The 17,950-nt window shown below is 71.0% G+C and carries 16 protein-coding genes and 1 pseudogene; 13 read left to right on the top strand and 4 right to left on the bottom strand.

Translation table 11 applies throughout. The features are described from left to right. Positions 1-25: 25 nt before the first annotated feature. Positions 26-1,015, bottom strand: coding sequence for a hypothetical protein (locus ACIBZJ_RS05815; protein ID WP_395925906.1), 990 nt, complete (start codon positions 1,013-1,015; stop codon positions 26-28). 197 nt (positions 1,016-1,212) lie between these two features. On the opposite strand from ACIBZJ_RS05815, the gene ACIBZJ_RS05810 reads away from it, so the two are divergent. Then, positions 1,213-2,154: a hypothetical protein gene (locus tag ACIBZJ_RS05810; protein ID WP_395925904.1), complete on the top strand. Its 942-nt coding sequence runs from the start codon at positions 1,213-1,215 to the stop codon at positions 2,152-2,154. 711 nt (positions 2,155-2,865) lie between these two features. On the opposite strand, the gene ACIBZJ_RS05805 is transcribed toward ACIBZJ_RS05810, so the two are convergent. Next, on the bottom strand, positions 2,866-3,759 hold the full coding sequence (locus tag ACIBZJ_RS05805) for a LysR family transcriptional regulator (protein WP_395925902.1): 894 nt from the start codon (positions 3,757-3,759) through the stop codon (positions 2,866-2,868). Between the two features lie 119 nt (positions 3,760-3,878). Between ACIBZJ_RS05805 and ACIBZJ_RS05800 the strand changes: the two genes are divergently transcribed. The 10 genes from ACIBZJ_RS05800 to solA are packed head-to-tail and all read left to right on the top strand — an operon-like array spanning position 3,879 to position 15,576. Beyond that, positions 3,879-5,441 (top strand): ABC transporter substrate-binding protein, encoded by a 1,563-nt coding sequence (locus ACIBZJ_RS05800; protein ID WP_395925900.1) that lies wholly within the window; start codon positions 3,879-3,881, stop codon positions 5,439-5,441. Then, positions 5,438-6,433, top strand: a complete 996-nt coding sequence (locus tag ACIBZJ_RS05795; protein ID WP_395925898.1) for an ABC transporter permease — start codon at positions 5,438-5,440, stop codon at positions 6,431-6,433. Before ACIBZJ_RS05800 ends, ACIBZJ_RS05795 begins: the two co-directional genes overlap by 4 nt. After that, a complete protein-coding gene (locus ACIBZJ_RS05790) occupies positions 6,430-7,278 on the top strand; it encodes an ABC transporter permease (protein WP_395925896.1) in 849 nt (282 codons plus the stop codon). The genes ACIBZJ_RS05795 and ACIBZJ_RS05790 overlap by 4 nt, the downstream gene beginning before the upstream one ends. After that, positions 7,278-9,044, top strand: a complete 1,767-nt coding sequence (locus ACIBZJ_RS05785) for a dipeptide ABC transporter ATP-binding protein (protein ID WP_395925894.1) — start codon at positions 7,278-7,280, stop codon at positions 9,042-9,044. The genes ACIBZJ_RS05790 and ACIBZJ_RS05785 overlap by 1 nt, the downstream gene beginning before the upstream one ends. Next, positions 9,041-9,259, top strand: coding sequence for a 2Fe-2S iron-sulfur cluster-binding protein (locus tag ACIBZJ_RS05780; protein ID WP_395925892.1), 219 nt, complete (start codon positions 9,041-9,043; stop codon positions 9,257-9,259). The genes ACIBZJ_RS05785 and ACIBZJ_RS05780 overlap by 4 nt, the downstream gene beginning before the upstream one ends. Continuing rightward, on the top strand, positions 9,256-10,587 hold the full coding sequence (locus tag ACIBZJ_RS05775) for an MmgE/PrpD family protein (protein WP_395925890.1): 1,332 nt from the start codon (positions 9,256-9,258) through the stop codon (positions 10,585-10,587). Before ACIBZJ_RS05780 ends, ACIBZJ_RS05775 begins: the two co-directional genes overlap by 4 nt. 10 nt (positions 10,588-10,597) lie before the next feature. Continuing rightward, positions 10,598-11,803: a M24 family metallopeptidase gene (locus tag ACIBZJ_RS05770; protein ID WP_395925888.1), complete on the top strand. Its 1,206-nt coding sequence runs from the start codon at positions 10,598-10,600 to the stop codon at positions 11,801-11,803. Between the two features lie 3 nt (positions 11,804-11,806). Continuing rightward, complete coding sequence (locus ACIBZJ_RS05765) at positions 11,807-12,832, top strand: C45 family autoproteolytic acyltransferase/hydolase (RefSeq protein WP_395925886.1); 1,026 nt, start codon at positions 11,807-11,809, stop codon at positions 12,830-12,832. Next, the gene (locus tag ACIBZJ_RS05760; RefSeq protein ID WP_395925884.1) at positions 12,807-14,450 is read left to right on the top strand and encodes a dihydroxyacetone kinase subunit DhaK; all 1,644 of its coding nucleotides are present in this window, start codon (positions 12,807-12,809) and stop codon (positions 14,448-14,450) included. Before ACIBZJ_RS05765 ends, ACIBZJ_RS05760 begins: the two co-directional genes overlap by 26 nt. Before the next feature lies 1 nt (position 14,451). After that, the gene (gene solA, locus ACIBZJ_RS05755; protein WP_395925882.1) at positions 14,452-15,576 is read left to right on the top strand and encodes an N-methyl-L-tryptophan oxidase; all 1,125 of its coding nucleotides are present in this window, start codon (positions 14,452-14,454) and stop codon (positions 15,574-15,576) included. 35 nt (positions 15,577-15,611) lie between these two features. Here solA and ACIBZJ_RS05750 read toward each other — a convergent pair whose 3' ends face one another. Then, positions 15,612-15,788 carry a hypothetical protein gene (locus ACIBZJ_RS05750; protein ID WP_395925880.1) on the bottom strand — a complete coding sequence of 59 codons (177 nt, stop codon included), beginning with the start codon at positions 15,786-15,788 and terminating at the stop codon, positions 15,612-15,614. A 186-nt stretch (positions 15,789-15,974) separates the two neighbouring features. Here ACIBZJ_RS05750 and ACIBZJ_RS05745 point away from each other — a divergent pair, with 186 nt between their 5' ends. After that, positions 15,975-16,109: a hypothetical protein gene (locus ACIBZJ_RS05745; RefSeq protein WP_395925878.1), complete on the top strand. Its 135-nt coding sequence runs from the start codon at positions 15,975-15,977 to the stop codon at positions 16,107-16,109. On the opposite strand, the gene ACIBZJ_RS05740 is transcribed toward ACIBZJ_RS05745, so the two are convergent. Next, complete coding sequence (locus tag ACIBZJ_RS05740) at positions 16,079-16,423, bottom strand: SH3 domain-containing protein (RefSeq protein ID WP_395925876.1); 345 nt, start codon at positions 16,421-16,423, stop codon at positions 16,079-16,081. The two genes, ACIBZJ_RS05745 and ACIBZJ_RS05740, sit on opposite strands and share 31 nt — an antisense overlap. A 305-nt stretch (positions 16,424-16,728) precedes the next feature. On the opposite strand from ACIBZJ_RS05740, the pseudogene ACIBZJ_RS05735 reads away from it, so the two are divergent. Continuing rightward, a pseudogene (locus ACIBZJ_RS05735) lies at positions 16,729-17,950 on the top strand (hypothetical protein); the annotation flags it as partial.

Raw genomic sequence — 17,950 nt, 5'->3', positions numbered from 1 at the left:
GGTGGGCCGGCCCCGGACGGGTGGATCAGTACGCGGCCTTCCAGAACGCCATGTCGAACGCCGCGGGGATCGACGCCGAACTGCGGTACTCGAACAGCATGGCGGGAAGGTCGCCGACCTCGTTGCCGGGCAGATCGGTGCCGCCGAGCGGGAGCCCCTTGACGACGAAGTGCAGGGCCATCATCCAGTTGTCGCTGCTCGGCGGCGTTGGGTCCTGCCTGCACGTCAAGGGCGGCAACCCGACGAGCAGACCCATGACCTCGAGCCGCTCCTCGAATCCGTCGGGGAACAGATTGATCGGCGGCGTCCGCGGGCGGACGTCCCAGGCGTCCTTCGCCGAGGCGCTCCCCATGCTGCCGTATCTGTCGAGGATGTGCGCGGTCCGTAGCGCCGCCGACAGCACGATCGCGGCGTGAACCTTCTCGGTGGGGGAGAAGGTCACCGGGATACCGGCATGGTTGACGAACTCCTGCCGGTACCAGGGCAGTTTCAGGTATTGGTGGAGTTCTCCGCTCTCCAAGTCGAGGACGGCGTTGTCCCCGATCTCGGTGAACGGTATGCCGATGGTGGCCTGTTTGCCGGTGGCCCGAATCTTGTCGCCGGACACGCGGCCGGTGTTGACGAACGCGTAATTGGGGTTGAGGACTTCGATCCGTAGGCCGTTGCGGAGCTCGGTGTGCAGTTTCAGGTCGTTGAGCGCGTTGATCGCGAGATCTCTGGCTCGCTTTCGGGCGTACCAGCCGTCTTCATCGGTGATCTCAGCCGGAGTGGTCCGTAACTCGATGATGTTCCCGCCCCGGCCGCGGGGGAGATCCTTGGTGAGTTCGAGCAGGACCTTTCCGTCCTCGGTGTTCCGGACGATCGCGAACACCTTGGGATCGACGCCCGCAACCACGGCGTTGATGATCACGCCCGGCCCGTCCGTCAACTCCTCCTCGGTCCCGAGTGAGTAGGTGCTGAATTCGGTCTCGTAGAACGGGTTCGGCGGATCCTGATGGACGGTTTGGTCGGCCACCGTGCCTCCTTCGTGCGGATGCCCAAAATGCTTGACCCCGGCTGAGCAAGGCTACGTGTACCCCATGACCAGCGGCGAACGGACTTGGAGGCGCGGGTGGCCGGTGGGTGCTCTCGGCGTGGGCGTGTCGTGGACCTGACACGCTCGGTGTCGGCCGGTCGACGCACTCAACGATGCCACCGTGCTCGACTGGACCCATGCCCGACGACTTCGAGGACCGTCTCACCGCCGCGGCCCGGGACGCCCACGAGCACGAACTCACCGCACGACGCCTGACCGACCTCGAACGACGTCTGGCCGGCGTCGAGCAGGAGATCAGCGCACGCCGGGCCGAGGCCGCCGTCGAGGACAGGGACGTCGCGCGCCTGGAGGGCCTGTCGCTGACCCGCGTGCTCGCCTCACTGCACGGCGCCCGCGACGACGAACTGGCGCGCGAGAAGGCCGAGGCCGACGTCGCCCGCTACCGCCTCGCCGAGGCCGAGGCCAGGCGCGACGCGGCCACGCGCGGAATCGCCGGAGCCCGGGCGCGCCTCCACGCCCTCGCCGGGGCGCCCTCGACCTACGCGAGCCTCCTCGACCTGAAGGAACAGCGCCTGCGCGAGTCGGGCGACCCCCGGGCCGCCCGCCTGCTCGCTCTCGCCGCCGACCGCGGTCGGCTCACCGCCGAGCTGACCGAGCTCCGCGAGGCCCAGGACGCCGGGCGGGCCGCTCACGCCGCGCTGTTCCACGTCCTGTCCGTGCTGCGGAGCGCGGCGGGCTGGTCCACCTTCGACGTCCTCGGCGGTGGCGGCCTCAGCACCATGGTCAAGCACTCCAAACTGGACGACGCCGCCCGCGCGGCGGCCTACGCCGACCAGTGCCTCGCCGCGCTGCGCATCGAGCTGGCCGATGTCGCGGTCGGCGCCCCGATCGCGCCGGCGCTCGTCCTGAGCCCGACGACCCGGTTCGTCGACGTCTGGTTCGACAACATCTTCACCGACCTGTCCGTGGGTGGACGCATCGGTGAGGCTCGCCACCGCGTCGCCGACGCCCTGCGCACCTGCGACCAGATCATCGCCCACCTCGACCGTCGCATGGCGACCACGGGGGCCGCGCTCGGCGAGGCCGACACCGAACGCCAGGCTCTCCTCAGCGGCTGAGCCGTACGGGTCCTGTGGATCAGCTCTCGGGCGTCTCCTGGATGTGGCCCGGGTGCACCGGTCGGGCCGCGCCTCCGCCCGGGCGCTGCCGGCGGCGCTGGGCTGGGGCCGGGGAGTTCTTCGTCGACGGCCGCGTGCCCGGCGTCGTCCCCCGTGACTGATGGACCCCTGGTGGTACGTCCCGGCCGACGCGCGGATCCGCGACGACCTGGAGTGCCGCAGCTCCGTGGCGGTCGCCCGGCGAACGAGCCTCGGCCGTTTGCCAGTGACCCTCGGGGAGGGTGACGCCGGCCGAGTGGCGCCACGCCGTCCTGCCGCGCCCGCTCGCCGGCTGGGCCACAAAGGAGAACGTCATGAATCTGGGGAAGATCCGAGCGCGACCGTCGGCCGTCGAGTTACCGGACGCCATGGTCGGGCCGCCACCGTTCCACGGTGGGCGACCGTCCCGGTTCCGTCGCCGCCTCAGGCCGTAGCCGAACCGTCCATCACCGCAAAGTCAAAGACTCGCCGCCGGCTACGTCTGGGCGTTGGCATCTCTACGAGCCGCTGGCCCGAGGAATCACTACGACCGGCGACGCGCACGCGGAGATCGTCACTCCAGCGCCTACGCCCCACATTCAATAGAATGCTCGGCTGCCCCTATCACTGCTTGCCGCCGCCAACTCCATCGCGACCGAGCGGTTTTCGCATCGGCTCCGCGTGCGGCGGTGGCTAGGTGCCGGTGCGCGTCGCCTCGGCAACGATGAATCGGAGGAATTCCTCGGCGGCGGGTGGATACCGGCGTCCTCGTCGCCAGACCAGCAAGAGGGGCGGGTTGATCCGCGGTTGGAGGTCTCGATGCCAGACCTTGGCGGGCGCGCCGACGAGAAAGCGGCGGGGGAGGACCGCGAGGCCGTGCCCGTGCTGGACGAGACCGATCAGCACCGGTAGCTCGTTGGACTCGATCATGATGTTGACCGACACGTCTTCCTCGGCGAGAACCGCGTCGACGGCTGCCCGCAGTCCGGCGCCGCGACGGAATCCCACCATCGCTTCCCCGTTGAGTTCGCGTAGTGGTACTTGGGACAGCCCCTCCAGGTGGTGGCCGCTCGGGCCGGCCAGAACCAGGTCGTCGTGCCCGACGACCACGCCTTCCAGGCTTTGCGGCAGGTCGCGCAGCTTTCCGGCCACGACGGCCATGTCGGCGACATCCGTGCGTACGAGCTCTAGCAGTTCGACGGTCGTTCCCTCACGCAGGGTGACGTGCACGGCAGGTGTGTGGGTGCGGAACCGGGCGAGAACGGCGGGCACGTCCAGCGAGCCGGTGGGGAAGGTAGCGCCAAACGTCACGTTGCCCACGGTTTGACCGTTGAGGCTGAGGACTTCCTCTTTCGCAGCTGCCAGCTCCGCCAGCGCACGCGTGACCCGGCCGACGAAGATCGCACCGATCTCGGTGGGCCGTACGGCGGGCCGGTCGCGATGCAGGAGGCGCAGCCCGAATTCGTCTTCGAGCTTGCCGATCTGGTGGGAGACGGCGGATTGGGCCACGCCCAGCCGGGCGCTGGCGCGGGTGAACGAGCCTTCGTCAGCCACCGCCAGCAGATACTCGAGCTGCCGTATTTCCATCTCGAATCAAGATACTCAGCATCTCTCGATCCGTATAGACAGATGGAGTTCCTCCTGGCGATGCTTAGCCCCACGGCTCGCCTACCAGGGGCGGAGCAGAGATGGACCGGGAGATCGCCATGGCTGATCGTTCCCCGCAGGCACTGGGGCGCCGCAGATTTCTGGGGCTGGCGGCCGGCGGCGCTGCGGCAGTGGGATTCAGCGCCGCGGGGTGCTCGCCGAGCGTCGGCGGGAGCTCTTCGTCCAGCTCCGCGAACGTATTGCGCATCGCGACCTCGGACGGCAACACCAACGACAGCTACGACCCGTTACGGCTGGAGCGGGCCATGCAGATCCTCACCGCGTGCCTGATGTACGAGTCGCTCGTCGACTTCGACGACCGGATGCAGCCGGTCGGCCGCCTGGCCGAGTCGTTCCGGACCGAGGACGACGGCACCACGTGGACCTTCACGCTGCGTGACGGCGTGACGTTCCACGACGGTAAGCCGCTCACTCCGGCCGATGTCATCTACTCGATCACGCGCGCCCTGGACCCGAACGAGGGGTCGGGGAATTCTCTCGCCGGCCAGCTCAAGGGAATTCTGCGTGCCGGGGGGATGACGGCCCCGGACGCCCGGACGGTCAAATTCTCGCTGGACACCAAATACGTGTTCTTTCCTGGTGCGATGGCCACTCGGTTCGCCCGCATCTACCGGGCTGGGACCACCTCGTTCGACGAACCGGTCGGAACCGGGCCGTTCGCCTTCGCCTCGTTCAAGGCCGGTCAGTCGTTCGAGGCGAAGCGGTTCGCGGGTTACTGGGGCGAGGCACCGGCGATCGAGCAGGTCTCGGTCATCAACTACCCCAACGAGTCCACCCGGCTCTCGGCGCTCATCGACGGCGACGTGGATCTGATGTTCGAGGTCGCCGCCGCCGCGGCCGCCGACATCACGGGCGCCGACGGTCTGCGCATCCTCGAGCAGAAGAGCGCCACCTGGATCCCGCTGGCCCTGGACACGACCGTCGCACCATTCGACGACCCGAAGGTCGTCAAGGCGATGAAGCTGGCGATCGACCGGAAGAAGGTGGTCGAGGTGGGCCTCGGCGGCTACGGGACGGTCGGCTACGACACCCCGATCCCGGCGGACGACGCGTCCTTCGCCGGCCTGCCCGAGCCGGCGCGCGACCTGGCCCGAGCCCGCTCGTTGCTGGCGTCGGCCGGACACGCCAAGGGGTTGACCCTGCCCCGGCTGACCTGCCTGGACCAGGCGTCGGCGACGAGCATGGCGCTGGTCATCCAGCAGCAGCTGGCCGAGATCGGCGTCAAGTTCGAGATCGCGCGCGAGTCCGCCGCGACGTACTGGGACGACTCGTGGCTGAAGAAGCCGTTCTACTCCAACGACTACCAGCGCCGCACGCCCGACGAGATTTTGAAGCTGGCGTTCACCAGCGACGGCGCGTGGAACATGTCCAAGCAGAGCGATCCCCAATTGGACGCGGCCGTCGCCGCCGCGGCCTCCACGACCGACGTTCGGGAGCAGAAGCGGCAGTACGCGGTGGCCCAGCGACTCATCGCCCAGCGGAATTCGACGATCGTCTCCGCCCAGCTGTCCCGGCTCTCCGGCATCTCGGACCGGGTGCGCGGAGTGACCACCAACCCGGTGTTCTGGCTGGACCTGCGCAAGGCGAGCGTCTCGTCGTGAGCCAGTCCACCGCCGCTCCCGCGCTCATTCCCTTCCGGCATCCGTCGTGGCGGTTCCTGCGCGTCGTCGCCTCGAAAGTCGTGGTCGGCGTCCTGACCGTATGGCTGGCCAGCGTCGTGGTGTTCGCGGCCGTCGAAGTCCTGCCCCAGGACCCCGCGCGGGTCGCGCTGGGCATCGAATCGAGCGAGGCGCAACGCGCCCAGTTCCGCGAGGAACACGGACTGAACGACGGCGCCGCGGAGCGCTATCTGCGGTGGGCGAGCGGGATCGTGCGCGGCGACTTCGGCACCAGCATCGTCTCGGGCCGGCCAATCGCCGACGAGCTCGCACCCCGCCTGTACTACACCGCGATCCTGGCGCTCGCCGCCGTCGCCTTGAGCGTGGTGATCGGACTGCCGCTGGCGATGATCGCGGCCCGGAGACCCGGGGGAGCCTTCGACACCGGCGTGAACATGCTGACCGTCTCGTTGAGCGCGGTGCCGGAGTTCGTCATCGGGATCCTGCTGGCCTGGCTCTTCGCCTCCCAACTCGGCCTGCTTCCGCTCGTCAGCACCAGCATTCAGGACGGCAATTTCGCCGCGCTGGTGCTGCCGACGCTGACGCTGGGGCTGATGGCGGTGTCCTACGTCTACCGCTTCTCCCGCGTCGGCGTCATCGAGGCCGGTCAGGCGCCGTTCATTCGCGCCGCCACGCTGCGTGGGGTGTCCTCCCGGCGGGTCACGACCCATCACGTGCTGCCGGTAGCCGGCGGTGCCGTCGTCAACGTCGTCGCGCTCAACGCCATCTATCTGCTCGGTGGCGTGGTGGTGGTGGAGAACGTCTTCTCCTATCCCGGCCTGGGGACGCTGCTCGTCACCGGCGTGCAGACCAACGACCTGCCGGTGATCGAAGCGGTGGCGGTGGCCACGGCCGCGTTGCTGGTGGCGATCAACCTCGCCGCCGACACGCTCGACGCCGCGATGAACCCCCGCACCCGGGGAGCTACGCGATGAGCCTGGCCACTCGCGAGAAAAGCGCGCGCCGGAAGCCCAGCGTCGCCGCCGTCGTGGGCGTGATCGCCCTCGCGATGAGCCTGTGCACCGCCCTGCTGGGTCCGCTGGTGCGGCCCTACGCACCGAACGCGCTGGTGGGCGCTCCACGGCTGGCGCCGTCCGGCGCGCACCCGCTCGGCACCGACGACCTGGGCCGCGACCTGTTCTCCCGGATCCTCTCCGGTGGCCTGGACGTCGTCGTAGTGCCGTTGCTGGCCACCGTTGTCGCGTTCGTTCTGGGCACGGCGCTGGGCATGGCCTCGGGCTACGTCCAGGGACGCTTCGACGTCGTGGTCTCGCGCTCGGTGGACGTGCTGATCTCGCTGCCGCCGCTGCTGCTGGCGATCGTGTTCATCTCCGGTTTCGGTAGTTCCTTGCACGTCCTGGTGCTGGTGACCGCGGCGTTCTTCATCCCGCGAATCACCCGCATCGTGCGCGGGGTGACCGTTCCCGTGGTCGCCAACGACTTCGTCAGCGCCTCGCGGCTGCGCGGTCTCAGCACGAGCGCGACGCTGTGGCGCGACGTCGTGCCCAACATCTCCGGCGTCCTGATCGTGGAGTTCGCCGCCCGGCTGGGCAACGTCATCATGTTCGTCGCCACGTTGAACTTCCTCGGGCTGGGCACGCAGCCGCCCGCGGCGAGCTGGGGCCTGATGGTGTCGGAGACGCTCAGCCTGTTGCGCACCAACCCTGCGGCGCCGCTGACCGCTGCCGCGCTCATCGCCGCGCTGGCCGTCGGTGTCAGCCTGCTGGCCGACGAACTCGCCGCGTACCTGGCCAAGGACCAGCTGGGAGGACGCCGCTGATGACGACGAAAGACGTACTGGAGATCCGCGATCTCACGGTCGACTACGTGAGCCGCGGCGGCCGCACTCCAACGGTGTCCGACTTCGCTCTCACGGTGACCAGCGGCCGCATCTACGGTGTGGTCGGCGAGAGCGGCAGCGGCAAATCCACGTCGGTGCTTGCCGGTATCGGCTGGACCTCCCCGGCCCTGCATCGCGTCGCCGGCAGCAGCCACGTGCTGGGCGAGGACGTCTGCGCGCTCTCCGACCGGGAGCTCCGCCGGGTCTGGGGGCGGCGCGTGGGCTACGTCCCCCAGGAGGTCGGCGGAGCCCTGCACCCCTCGTTCACGATCCGCCACCAGTTCCGCGAGAGCCTGCGCCTGAACCGCGGCCTGGGCAAAGGTGAGGCCGACGCCCGGGCCCGAGCGCTGCTCGAGGTCGCCGGCCTACCGCGCCCGGCGGAGGCGCTCACGAAGTACCCGCACCAGTTCTCCGGCGGGCAACTGCAGCGCATCGCGATCGCGCTGGCGCTGGCCCCCGGCCCCGACGTGATCGTCCTGGACGAACCCACCACGGGGTTGGACGTCACGACCCAGCGCCTGGTCGTCGACGTGCTGCGCCGGCTGGCCAGCCAGGAACACGTCGCGGTCGTGTTCGTCAGCCACGACATCGCGCTGCTGGCCGAGTACGCCGATGAACTGGTGGTCATGTACGCCGGGGAGATCGTGGAAAACGGAGACGTGAGCACGGTCCTGCAGCGCCCCCGCCACCCCTACACGCGGGCGCTGCTGGACGCCGTCCCCACCCCGCACCGCAAGCAGCTGCCGGTCAACATCCCTGGCCTGCCGCCCGGCCGGGTGGTCCTCGACGCGTGCGCGTTCGCGCCGCGGTGCGCCCACGCGCAGCCGCGCTGCGGCGAAGAGAAACCCAAGTTCGCGCAGCGTGTGCGGTGCCACCGCGCGGGGGAGCTGAACCTCGCCCCGGCGACGTCGAACGAGGTCCGCCGCCGGCGGGAGCTCGGATCCGCGGTGCTCACCGCCCGAGACGTCGTCGTCGAGTACGCCCGAGGCGTGCGCGCGGTCGACGAGGTGTCGATCACGCTGCGGACCGGCAACGTCACTGCGCTGGTGGGCGAGAGCGGCAGCGGCAAGTCGTCGCTGGGCGGCGTGATCGCCGGTCTCCGCAAACCCGACGGCGGCAAGCTCGAGTTTCGCGGCAATGTGCTGCCCCGGGATCCTCGCCGCCGGTCGCGATCGGACCGCCGGGACATCCAGTTGATCTTCCAGAGCACCGCCGGCTCGCTGAACCCCCGCCGTACCGTGGGTGACCATCTTTCCCACGTCGCCGGCTGTTTCGACCGACCGGCGAGCGCCGTTCCCGGCATCCTGGAGGCGGTGCGGCTGCCCGACGCGCTGCTGCGGCGCTACCCAGCCGAACTCAGCGGTGGGCAGAAGCAGCGCGTGGCCATCGCCGCCGCCTTCCTCGCCGACCCGGCGGTAGTCGTGGCGGACGAGATCACCTCCGGTCAGGACGTCAGCGTGCAGGCGGCCATCCTGGAGACTCTCGCGCGCATGCAGGACGCCCACCGGACCGCCGTGCTGTTCATTTCCCACGACCTGGGCGTCGTACGCAGCATCGCCGACGAGGTGTACGTGATGCGCCACGGGTCGGTCGTCGAGTTCGGGCCGACCGACGATGTGTTCGACGACCCGCGGCACGAGTACACCCTGCAGTTGCTCGCGGCGGCCCCGGCCGGCCCTACCCGGCTGCTGGACACCCGTCCATGACCGTCAGCATCTACCTCGACGGCACGCTGACGTTCGTCGCCGAGGGACAGACCCTGGGTGCGTTGCTGTTCTCTCTCGGTGTCTTTTCCACCGCCGGTGCGCCGCGGTGCGGCATCGGGGTCTGCGACGACTGCCTCGTCACCGTCGACGGCACGGACCGCATCAAGGCCTGCCTGACCCCGGTCCGCGACGGTATGAACGTGAGGACATCGTGACGAGCCTGCTCCCGCGTCTGACGGCGCAGTGGGTCCGACACCGGACCGACTACTCGCCCCGGACGTCCACCGCGGTCCGCCGCTGCGTGGCCGATGCCCTGGCCTGCGCGGCGGCAGGAGTTCGCGCCCCGACGTACGCCAAGGTCGCGCGCGTCGTCGAGCCGCTGTGGGGAGGGCCGGGCTCGGTGAGCCTGTGGTACCGCGGCCGTGGTACGACGCTGCTCGCGGCCGCCTACCTGAACTCCACCGCCGTGGGCGCCGACGACCTCGACGACGGGCATCGGGGTGCCATCGGCCATCCCGGCGGGGCGATCGTGCCCGCCGCACTGGCCTACGCGGAGGCCGAAGCGCCGGATCGCGACCTGACCGCGCCCATCGCCTTCGGTTACGACGTGGCCACCACCCTGGCCGCCGGACGCACCGCGGCCCGGCTGCCCACGATGGCCACCGGGCGGTGGGCGGCCTACGGCGTCGCCGCCGCGCTCTGGGCCCTGACCGACGCCCCGACGCAGGTGCTGACCGACGCCCTCGCCCACGCGGGCTCCCTGTCGCCGCAGCTGGTGCATCCCTCCGCGGCGACGCCCGACGGGCTGAAAGAAGGAACCGCGTGGGCGACCGCGGCCGGCATCACCGCGTTCCATCTCGCGCTGGCCGGTGTCGGAGCGCCGACCCACGTCCTGGACCACCACCCGGACTACGACGAGGGATGGTTCGCCACCGCCCCCGAGGGGCCGGCGGTCGAGCGCGCCTACTTCAAGCGGTACGCCTGCTGCCGCTGGATCCACCCGGCGCTGGACCTGCTCTACCGGCTCAAGGCCGACGGGGAACTCCCCGCGCCGGATCGGATCCGGGCCATCGAGATCGACACGTTCGCCCGATCGCTGACCCTGCCGAACGATCCGTGCCCCACCACGCTGGAGGCGGCCCACTACAGCTTCCCGTTCTGTGTTGCGCTGGCCGTCCACGCCGACGCGCGGGCCTTGTTGCCGCTCACCGCGAACAGCCTTCTCGACGACGGCGTACGCCGTACCGCCCGGCAGGTGCGGCTGCGGGAGAGCCCTGACCTGACCGCACGGTTCCCCGAGCGCACTCCGGTCCGGCTCACGATCACCACCGACGACCGGTCGTGGACGCTCAGCCTGCCCACCGCTCTCGGCGACCCGACCGTGCCGCTGCCGGACGATTTCCTCCCGGCCAAGCACGGCCACCTGCTGCGCGACCATCCGGCCGTGCGTCGCGAGCTGGCCGATCTGCTCAGCACCGAGCAACCCGTCACCGTGCGCGGGCTCGCCACCCTGCTCACCACCGCACCGTGCTCACCCTCATGAAAGGCCCGTCATGACCGACCGCAACACCACTGTCGAAGCCGTCGGAGTCGGTGATGGGTGGCATACCGCGCGGCGACGCGACGCGACGCCGGCGTTCACGCCGCAGGAGTATGCCGACCGGCTGCGCGGTGTGCAGGACGACATGGCCCGCGCCGGGCTGGACATCCTGCTGGTCCACACCCCGGAGAACATCTGCTACCTCTCCGGCTACGAGACCTCCGGCTACTTCGAGTACCAGGTCATGGTCGTACCGGTCGCCGGCGAACCGACGATGCTGGTCCGCAACGTCGAGCAGCTCAACGTCGACGAGCACACGTGGCTGCCCGGTGCGTACGTGTGGCGCGACGGCACTGACTACCTGCGGGCGACCGTGGACCTGGTCGAGGCGATCGCCGCCGGCGCGCGTGTGCGGGTCGCGTTGGAGAAGCACTCCTGGTTCGTCACCGCCCAGGTCGCCGGAGCGCTGGAAGCCGGCCTCGACCGCCACCGGTTGGTCGACGCCGGGCACCTCGTCGAAACCCGCCGGCTGGTCAAGAGTCCGGCCGAGCAACAGCTGATCCGGGAATCCGCACGGATCGCCGACGCCAGCATGGCCGCCGCGCTGGGGGTGGCCGCGGCCGGGCGCACCGAGCGCGAGGTGGCCGCCGCCGCCCACCACGCCAACATTCTGGCCGGCGGGGAGTACCCCGCGCTGCCGCACTACGTCTCGTCGGGAGCGCGCAGCGAGGTGGGGCACGCGACCTGGAGCGACAAGATCCTCGAGCCCGGCGACCTGATCAAGCTGGAGTTCCTCGGCGTCCGTCGCCGCTACCACGCCGGGATCACCCGCGCCGTGTCGGTCGGCCGCGCCGGAGCGAGCGTCCGGGAGCGGGCCGCCGTCGCGCTGAATCTGCAGGAAGAGGTGTTCGCCGACCTCCGCCCGGGTGCCGCCACCCACGACGTCACCGTCCGCGCCCGGCGGAGCCTCGCCGGCCGCGGCCTGGCGCCGATCAAGCTGCGCCTGGGCTACTCGATGGGCATCGGATTCCCGCCGATCGCGGGCGAGGGAAAGACCGCGGATTTCCGAGAGGGCTCGCCCGTGACGCTGGCGGCGGGGATGACCTTCCACATGCTCGCCGTCGTCGGGCTCGACATGACGTTCAGCGATACCGTGCTGATCACGCCGGCGGGATTCGAGCGGCTGACCGGCACGGCCCGCGAACTGCTCGAGGTCTGAGCGGTGTTCACGTTCACCGGCGATCCGTACTCCCGGGGCGTACAGCACGGCCGCGAACGCGCCGAGCAGATCCGCCGGCGTCTGGCCCAGCAACCCCGGTTGCCGGTTCAGCCGTGGATCGCGGCGACCGCGGTCGCCGCGCCGCACCTCGTCCAGGAGATGGAGGGGATCGCCGCCGGCGCGGGGACGCCGTTCGAGGACATTTTCCGGCTCAACTGCTTCGAGGCCTTCGACCTGGTCGAGATGGTCGAACGCGGCGGTTGCACGGCCGTTGTGTACGCCGCGGAAGGTCGGACCGTGGCGGCCCAGAACTGGGACGCCAACGCTGAGCTCGCTGCGGGCCTCGCCGTCCATCTCCAGCGCGACCCGCAGCGGCCGGACGTGGTCGTCCTCGCATCGCCGGGCGGACTGGGCTGGATCGGGATGAACGAGCACGGCGTCGCGCTGGTCACCAACGACCTGATGGGCGGAACGACGGCGCTCACCGCGCCGAGCCAGGTGATCCGCCGTCTGCTCCTGGAAGAACGCAGCGCCGAGGACGCCCTCGCCCGCGCACTCTCTGTCCTGCATCCGGCGCTGCGCAGCTACCTGCTGGCTGACGGTTCGGGACAGTTGATCTCGCTAGAGGCGCGCGCCGGCGGTGAGGCCGCAGTGGCGCGCTCCGGATCCGTCCTGACCCACACCAACCACGCCAAGACGACGCCGGGGCGCGACGCGGAAGACGCGGAGCTGCAACGACGCGTCTACCCGTCCTCGGCGCACCGCGACACCCGCGCCGCGACGCTCGCTCAGGATCTGCCGTCGGGCACCGGCGCCCTGCCGCGCCTGCTTGCCGATCACGACGGCCACCCGCTGTCGATCTGCCGGCACGAGTCCGCTGACGAGGCCACCATCACCGCGGCTTCGGTGATCTTCGACTGCACCGGCCGCAGAGCCGACTTCGCCCTGGGGTACGCCTGCCGCCCCGAGTCCCGCGACAGCGTTCGCTTCGAAGGAGATCCACGTGTCCCTCAGCTTCGCGACCTCTGACGACACGGTCGCCTCGGCGCTTGCGGGATTTGCCCGCGCCCACGGCGCCACTGTTCGCGTGAGCCTCGACCCGGCGTTCGTGGCCGCCGCTGACCCGGCCCCGACCCGCCGCGTCGCGCTCGTCTCGGGCGGCGGGTCCGGCCACGAGCCGCTGCACGTCGGTTTCGTCGGCCGCGGCGGCCTCGACGCAGCGATCCCCGGCCAGGTCTTCGCGTCGCCGCACAACCGGCAGATCCATGCCGGCGCCCGGGCCGTCGCCCGGCCAGGTGGGGTGCTGTTCGTCGTGAAGAACTACACCGGCGACGTCATCAACTTCGGCATCGCCGCCGAGCGGCTGCGGGCCGACGGCATCGAGGTCGAGACCGTCCTCGTCGACGACGACCTGGCCACCGAGAGCGACACCACCGCGACCGGTCGCCGCGGCACCGGGGCCACCGTCGTCGTCGAGAAGATTCTGGCCGCCGCCGCGGACGCCGGGACCTACCTGCCGGATCTGGCCGACCTCGGCCGGCGGGTGGTGGCCGCGTCACGCAGCATCGCGGTCGCCTCCCGCGCCCACACCGCGCCCGGCGGGAGCGGTGAACCGGCGTTCGAGCTGCCGCCGGACCAGCTGGAGTACGGCGTCGGCATCCACGGCGAGCGCGCAGTGGCCACGGTCGACCGACGCGGCAGCGCGGAGATCGTCGACCGCATGGTGGACGACCTGCTGGGCCGGCTGCCGGTCACCGAGACCGGATACGCGGTCCTGGTGAACGGTCTGGGCTCGGTGACCGGGCTCGAGATGTTCTCCGTGCTCGACCGGGTGGCACGTCGGCTGGACGAACGCGGCATCCCGCTGGCCGCGGCGCTGGCCGGTACCTACGTCGCGGCCCTCGACATGCGGGGGTTCTCGATCACGTTCACCGCTCTGGAACCGGAGTGGGTGGCTTTCCTGGCCGCCTGCACCGAGACTCCGGCCCTGCCGAGCACCGAGCCGGTCGCCCCGGCCCCGACCGTGGCCCGGGCCGCTGCCGCGACGCCCACCGTCAACCAGGACCCCCTCCTGACGACGTTGCAGCGACTCGTCGCGGCCGCCAAGCCCGAATTGACCCGCCTCGACCAGGTGACGGGCGACGGGGACTTCGGCGACAACCTCGAGGCGGGCGTTCGGGCCGCGCTGGCCGATCCGGCCCACCGCGGTTTGCGCGCGGCGGAACACGCGTTCCTGGACGACGTCGGCGGGTCCAGCGGCCCGCTGTACGGTCTGGTCTTCCAGCACCTGCGCCGCGCCCTCGACGCGGCGACCGGCGTCGATGCGCTGCGCGCAGGCCTGTCCTCGGCGCTGGCGGCGGTGCAACGCGTCGGTGGCGCTGCCCCCGGGGACCGCACGATGGTCGACGCGCTCCACGCGGCGGCGCAGGCCCCCGGCTCCTTCGCCGACGTGGTGCGCGCCGCCGCCGTTGCGGCCGCGGCCACCGCTGATCTGCTGCCCCGCCGGGGACGCTCGAGCTATGTGGGGGAACGAGCACTCGGGACACCGGACCCCGGTGCGATGGGCATCCCCCTCGTGCTCGCCGCGGTCGTCGCCACGCTCGACCCGGACATCGAGGCCGCCGAACTCGTGGCGGAGTGGAGCTGACGTGGACGGGGACATCGCCGTCATCGGACTCGGATCGATGGGATCCATGGCCGCCTGGCGCATCAGCGAACGGACCCGTGCGCGGGTCATCGGCTTCGAGCGGTTCGGCGTGGGGCACGCGCGGGGAGCGGCCGCGGGGGAGTCGAGGCTCTTCCGCACCGCGTATCACGAAGGAGCGGGCTACGTTCCCCTGCTGCTCCGCTCCCGTCGACTGTGGCAGGAGCTGGAGACGCTGTCCGGGCGGCAACTCCTTCTGCCCACGGGGACACTTTCCCTCGGGGATCCGACTACCGAGGCACTGTCCGAGGTCCGGGACTCGGTTCGACGCCACGACCTGCCCCACCAGCTGTTCGACGCCGACGAACTGCGTCAGCGGTATCCGCAGCACGCCGTAGCGGACTCGGACTGCGGAATCCTGGACGAGCTCGGCGGCGCGCTCCGACCCGAGGTGGCGGTGGCGTCCGCCGTGGAGCGCGCCCGGACGAACGGGCTGGAGGTCCACGAGCGTGAACCGGTCCTCGGCATCGAGACTGACGGGCCGGCCGTGATCGTCCGCACCGGCGCCGGCCGCTACCGGGTTCGGCACGCGGTCGTGACCCTCGGCCCGTGGGCGCAGGATCTGTTTCCCGTCCTGGCCTCGGCGCTGACGCTGAAGACCATCGTGCTGACCTGGTTCCTACCTCGTGACGTCCGTCGTTATCGGCCCGAGGTCTTCCCGACCTTCATCCGGGACACCAGCGACTTCCACATCTTTGGGGCCCCTTCGCTGGACGGGTACAGCGTGAAGGTCAGCGGGAGTCCGATGTGGGGGACCGTCCCGGACGCGGACTCCGTCCCGCGCTGGCTGGAGGACGAAGCGCTGCGATCGTTGGGCGAGCACGTGCAGCGGTTGCTGCCGGAGCTGCATCCGGAGCCGGCCAGGCACTCCGTCCACACTGACGCGTTCACGCGCGACAAGACCCCGGCCGTCGGCCCGGTGGGGGAGAACGTCACGGTGCTCGCCGGTTTCTCCGGGCACGGCTTCAAGCTGGCCCCGGTCTTCGGGGAGATCGCGGCACAGTACGCCGTTGACGGTGGGAGCGACGCGGACGTGAGCATGTTCGCGCCCGAGCGCCTCGGTTTCTGACGCAGACATTGCCGGCGATCTCACTCGGGGTGCAGTCAGCCACCGGCGAGTTGGCGGTGGGCGGCGCGGACGATCTCTCCGGCTTCCCGGATGGCGTTGGCCCGCGTGTCGGGGTCGGGATCGTCGACGGCACGTTCGGCGGCGTGGAGCCGGGCGGCCGTGTGGGGGTGCCGTTCGATCTCGATGACGACGCCCCACAGGCGGTAGAACATGCCTTGCCGGGCCGGGACTGAGGACCCAGCTGGCGGGGCCGGGGCAGCCGCTGTCGACGCCCGCGCCCAGCGCTCCTTGGCGCTGGCGGTACGCGCCGTGTGCGGCATCGCCACCGGCGACACGGATGAAACCTGACGACCTCGGCGCTGCGCGCATCTGCGCCGACCACCGGAGCGCTGACCGCGATGAGCGCTGACACCGAGCGGCTGGCCGCCGCCCGCCTGCTGCCCTCCACGCGCCGCGCTCTGCTGGCCAGAGAGCTCGAGAACGACGTCGTGATCCTCCCCGGCTACTCGACCCCGGCGCCCAGCACACGATGAGGAACCCACCCCTCGTTCCCGGCGTCGTCCCGGCACCATGCCCATTCGCTCTCGGGGTCGTCCCGAATCACGGTCACCGTCGCGCCGGCCGAGACACCCAGCTCACGCGTGTCGTAGGGCGTGCGGACCGTCGCCGTCGGACGCGCCAGGTCGAGGTGTCGCTCGGGTACCCAGCCCTGGCCCTCGACATTGGTGACGAAGACGAAGGCCGGCCACTCGTCATCACGATCGCCGACCTCGACGCGCTCGCCCGGCCTGATCGTGATCGGCCGCCGGTCAGGAACCTGATGCCTGTTCTGAACCCGGACCCGCATCCGTCGAGACTACGCACCCCGGCCAGTGCGCGAGTTCGTCCGCAGGTCCTTCATCTGAGATGCCGGGGCCAACGACCCTGCGGCGAAGCGTCGCCTCCCCACCGTCGACGCGGCTCGGGGGCGCGAGCAGAGTGAGGATGCCGGTGCGCTCGCACCCGCTTGCACTCCCGGAGCCCTTCGGCCGCGGCCGAGTTGCGGCCGCCGCGCTCGGTGCCGCTTCTGGTAGGTCCGGCGCAAGGAGTCGGGGTCGGAGGACATCGTGGCGGAACCGCAGATCTGGGCCCGACGGCGTCGCGGGCACCGTCGTGGGAGCCGACGTCTGGAACGGGCGTACGGTGCTCGCCGCGGACTGGTCGGGAGGCCGGCTGATCGCCGTCACGGTCGAGCGCGGCGAGCTGACCCCGTGGGGCGACGGGTACACCGAGCCCGAGTCCCTCAGTCTGGTCGGTGACGACGCCCTCATCACCGAGCGCGGGGGCATCCTGCTTCGGCAGGACCTCACCACCCCCGGGCGCGCGAGCGCGGTGATCGTGGCCTCGGGACTGGGCGCTGCGCACCAGGTCGTCCGCACTGCCGACGGCGCGGCGGCGCTGGTCGCCGACCGCGCCGGCGGTCGCATCGTCCGCGTCGACCTGGGCACCGGAGCCATGGCCGTGCTGGTGTCGGGCCTCGCCGCACCGGTGGGCGTGGCACTCGGCCCGGACGGTGCGGTGTACGTGACCGAGCAGGGGTCCGGCAACCTGACCCGGCACGCACCCGACGGCCTGGCCGACGTCGTCCTCAGCGGGCTCGTCTCGCCGTTCTTCCTGTCCTGGGTGGACGCGGACCGCAGCCGGCTGCTGGTCACGGAGCGCGCGCCGGCGCACCGGGTCGGCGTCGTCGACGTGACCGCGGGCGCGCCCGTCCTGGAGCGGCTGGTAGGGCGCGGGATCTCCCAGCCCTCGCAGGCGATTCTCGTCGAGGACATGCTCGTGGTGACCGGGGAGCAGCGGATGCTCGCGCTCGACGCGTCGGCTGGCGTGGCTCCCGGTGTCCATGTCGGGGTGCCGACGGGCCCGCTCTGGCCGGGGTCGTGGGTGGACGTCGGGATCGACACCGGCGTCACTGGGTGGACGAGGCCGGAGCTCGCGATCCAGGCCGAGCCGGCGGGAGTCCTGACGGTTGACGAGCACCCCGGCGCGGCTGACGATACGACCCGCCCAACGGTACGCCTGCTCGCCCACGCGACGCTCGGGCCGGTCGACGTCGTCGTGCGTGACGCTGCGTCCATGACCGAAGTGGGACGCGGCACGGTCTCCGTGGGCTTCGACCCCACGTCGCCGCCGGACGGTCCGCCGATGTGGATCGAGAGCGCGTCCCAGACGCCGGTCCTGCACATGCTGGACGCGGATTTGAGCCCCGGCGTCGCCGACGCCGGGAGTCTGCTGCCGAAGGACGGCACGGGGAAGGTCACCTCCGTCTGGCGTGTGCTGGCGGTACTGGCCGACACCAAGGGACGCTCGCTGGTCGGACGCGCCGGGCACGTCC

The sequence above is a fragment of the Cryptosporangium sp. NPDC051539 genome (genome assembly GCF_044454545.1).
Taxonomy (GTDB): domain Bacteria; phylum Actinomycetota; class Actinomycetes; order Mycobacteriales; family Cryptosporangiaceae; genus Cryptosporangium.
The sequence above is the reverse complement of the archived record's forward strand: the minus strand, read 5'-3'. Positions and strand labels throughout refer to the sequence as shown.

Coding starts and splice junctions, on each gene's coding strand:
- ACIBZJ_RS05785 (WP_395925894.1), top strand. CDS start 7,278: ATGACGACGAAAGACGTACTGGAGATCCGCGATCTCACGGTCGACTAC.
- ACIBZJ_RS05780 (WP_395925892.1), top strand. CDS start 9,041: ATGACCGTCAGCATCTACCTCGACGGCACGCTGACGTTCGTCGCCGAG.
- ACIBZJ_RS05740 (WP_395925876.1), bottom strand. CDS start 16,423: ATGCGGGTCCGGGTTCAGAACAGGCATCAGGTTCCTGACCGGCGGCCG.
- ACIBZJ_RS05745 (WP_395925878.1), top strand. CDS start 15,975: ATGAGCGCTGACACCGAGCGGCTGGCCGCCGCCCGCCTGCTGCCCTCC.
- ACIBZJ_RS05790 (WP_395925896.1), top strand. CDS start 6,430: ATGAGCCTGGCCACTCGCGAGAAAAGCGCGCGCCGGAAGCCCAGCGTC.
- ACIBZJ_RS05770 (WP_395925888.1), top strand. CDS start 10,598: ATGACCGACCGCAACACCACTGTCGAAGCCGTCGGAGTCGGTGATGGG.
- ACIBZJ_RS05810 (WP_395925904.1), top strand. CDS start 1,213: ATGCCCGACGACTTCGAGGACCGTCTCACCGCCGCGGCCCGGGACGCC.
- ACIBZJ_RS05805 (WP_395925902.1), bottom strand. CDS start 3,759: ATGGAAATACGGCAGCTCGAGTATCTGCTGGCGGTGGCTGACGAAGGC.
- ACIBZJ_RS05800 (WP_395925900.1), top strand. CDS start 3,879: ATGGCTGATCGTTCCCCGCAGGCACTGGGGCGCCGCAGATTTCTGGGG.
- ACIBZJ_RS05750 (WP_395925880.1), bottom strand. CDS start 15,788: ATGTTCTACCGCCTGTGGGGCGTCGTCATCGAGATCGAACGGCACCCC.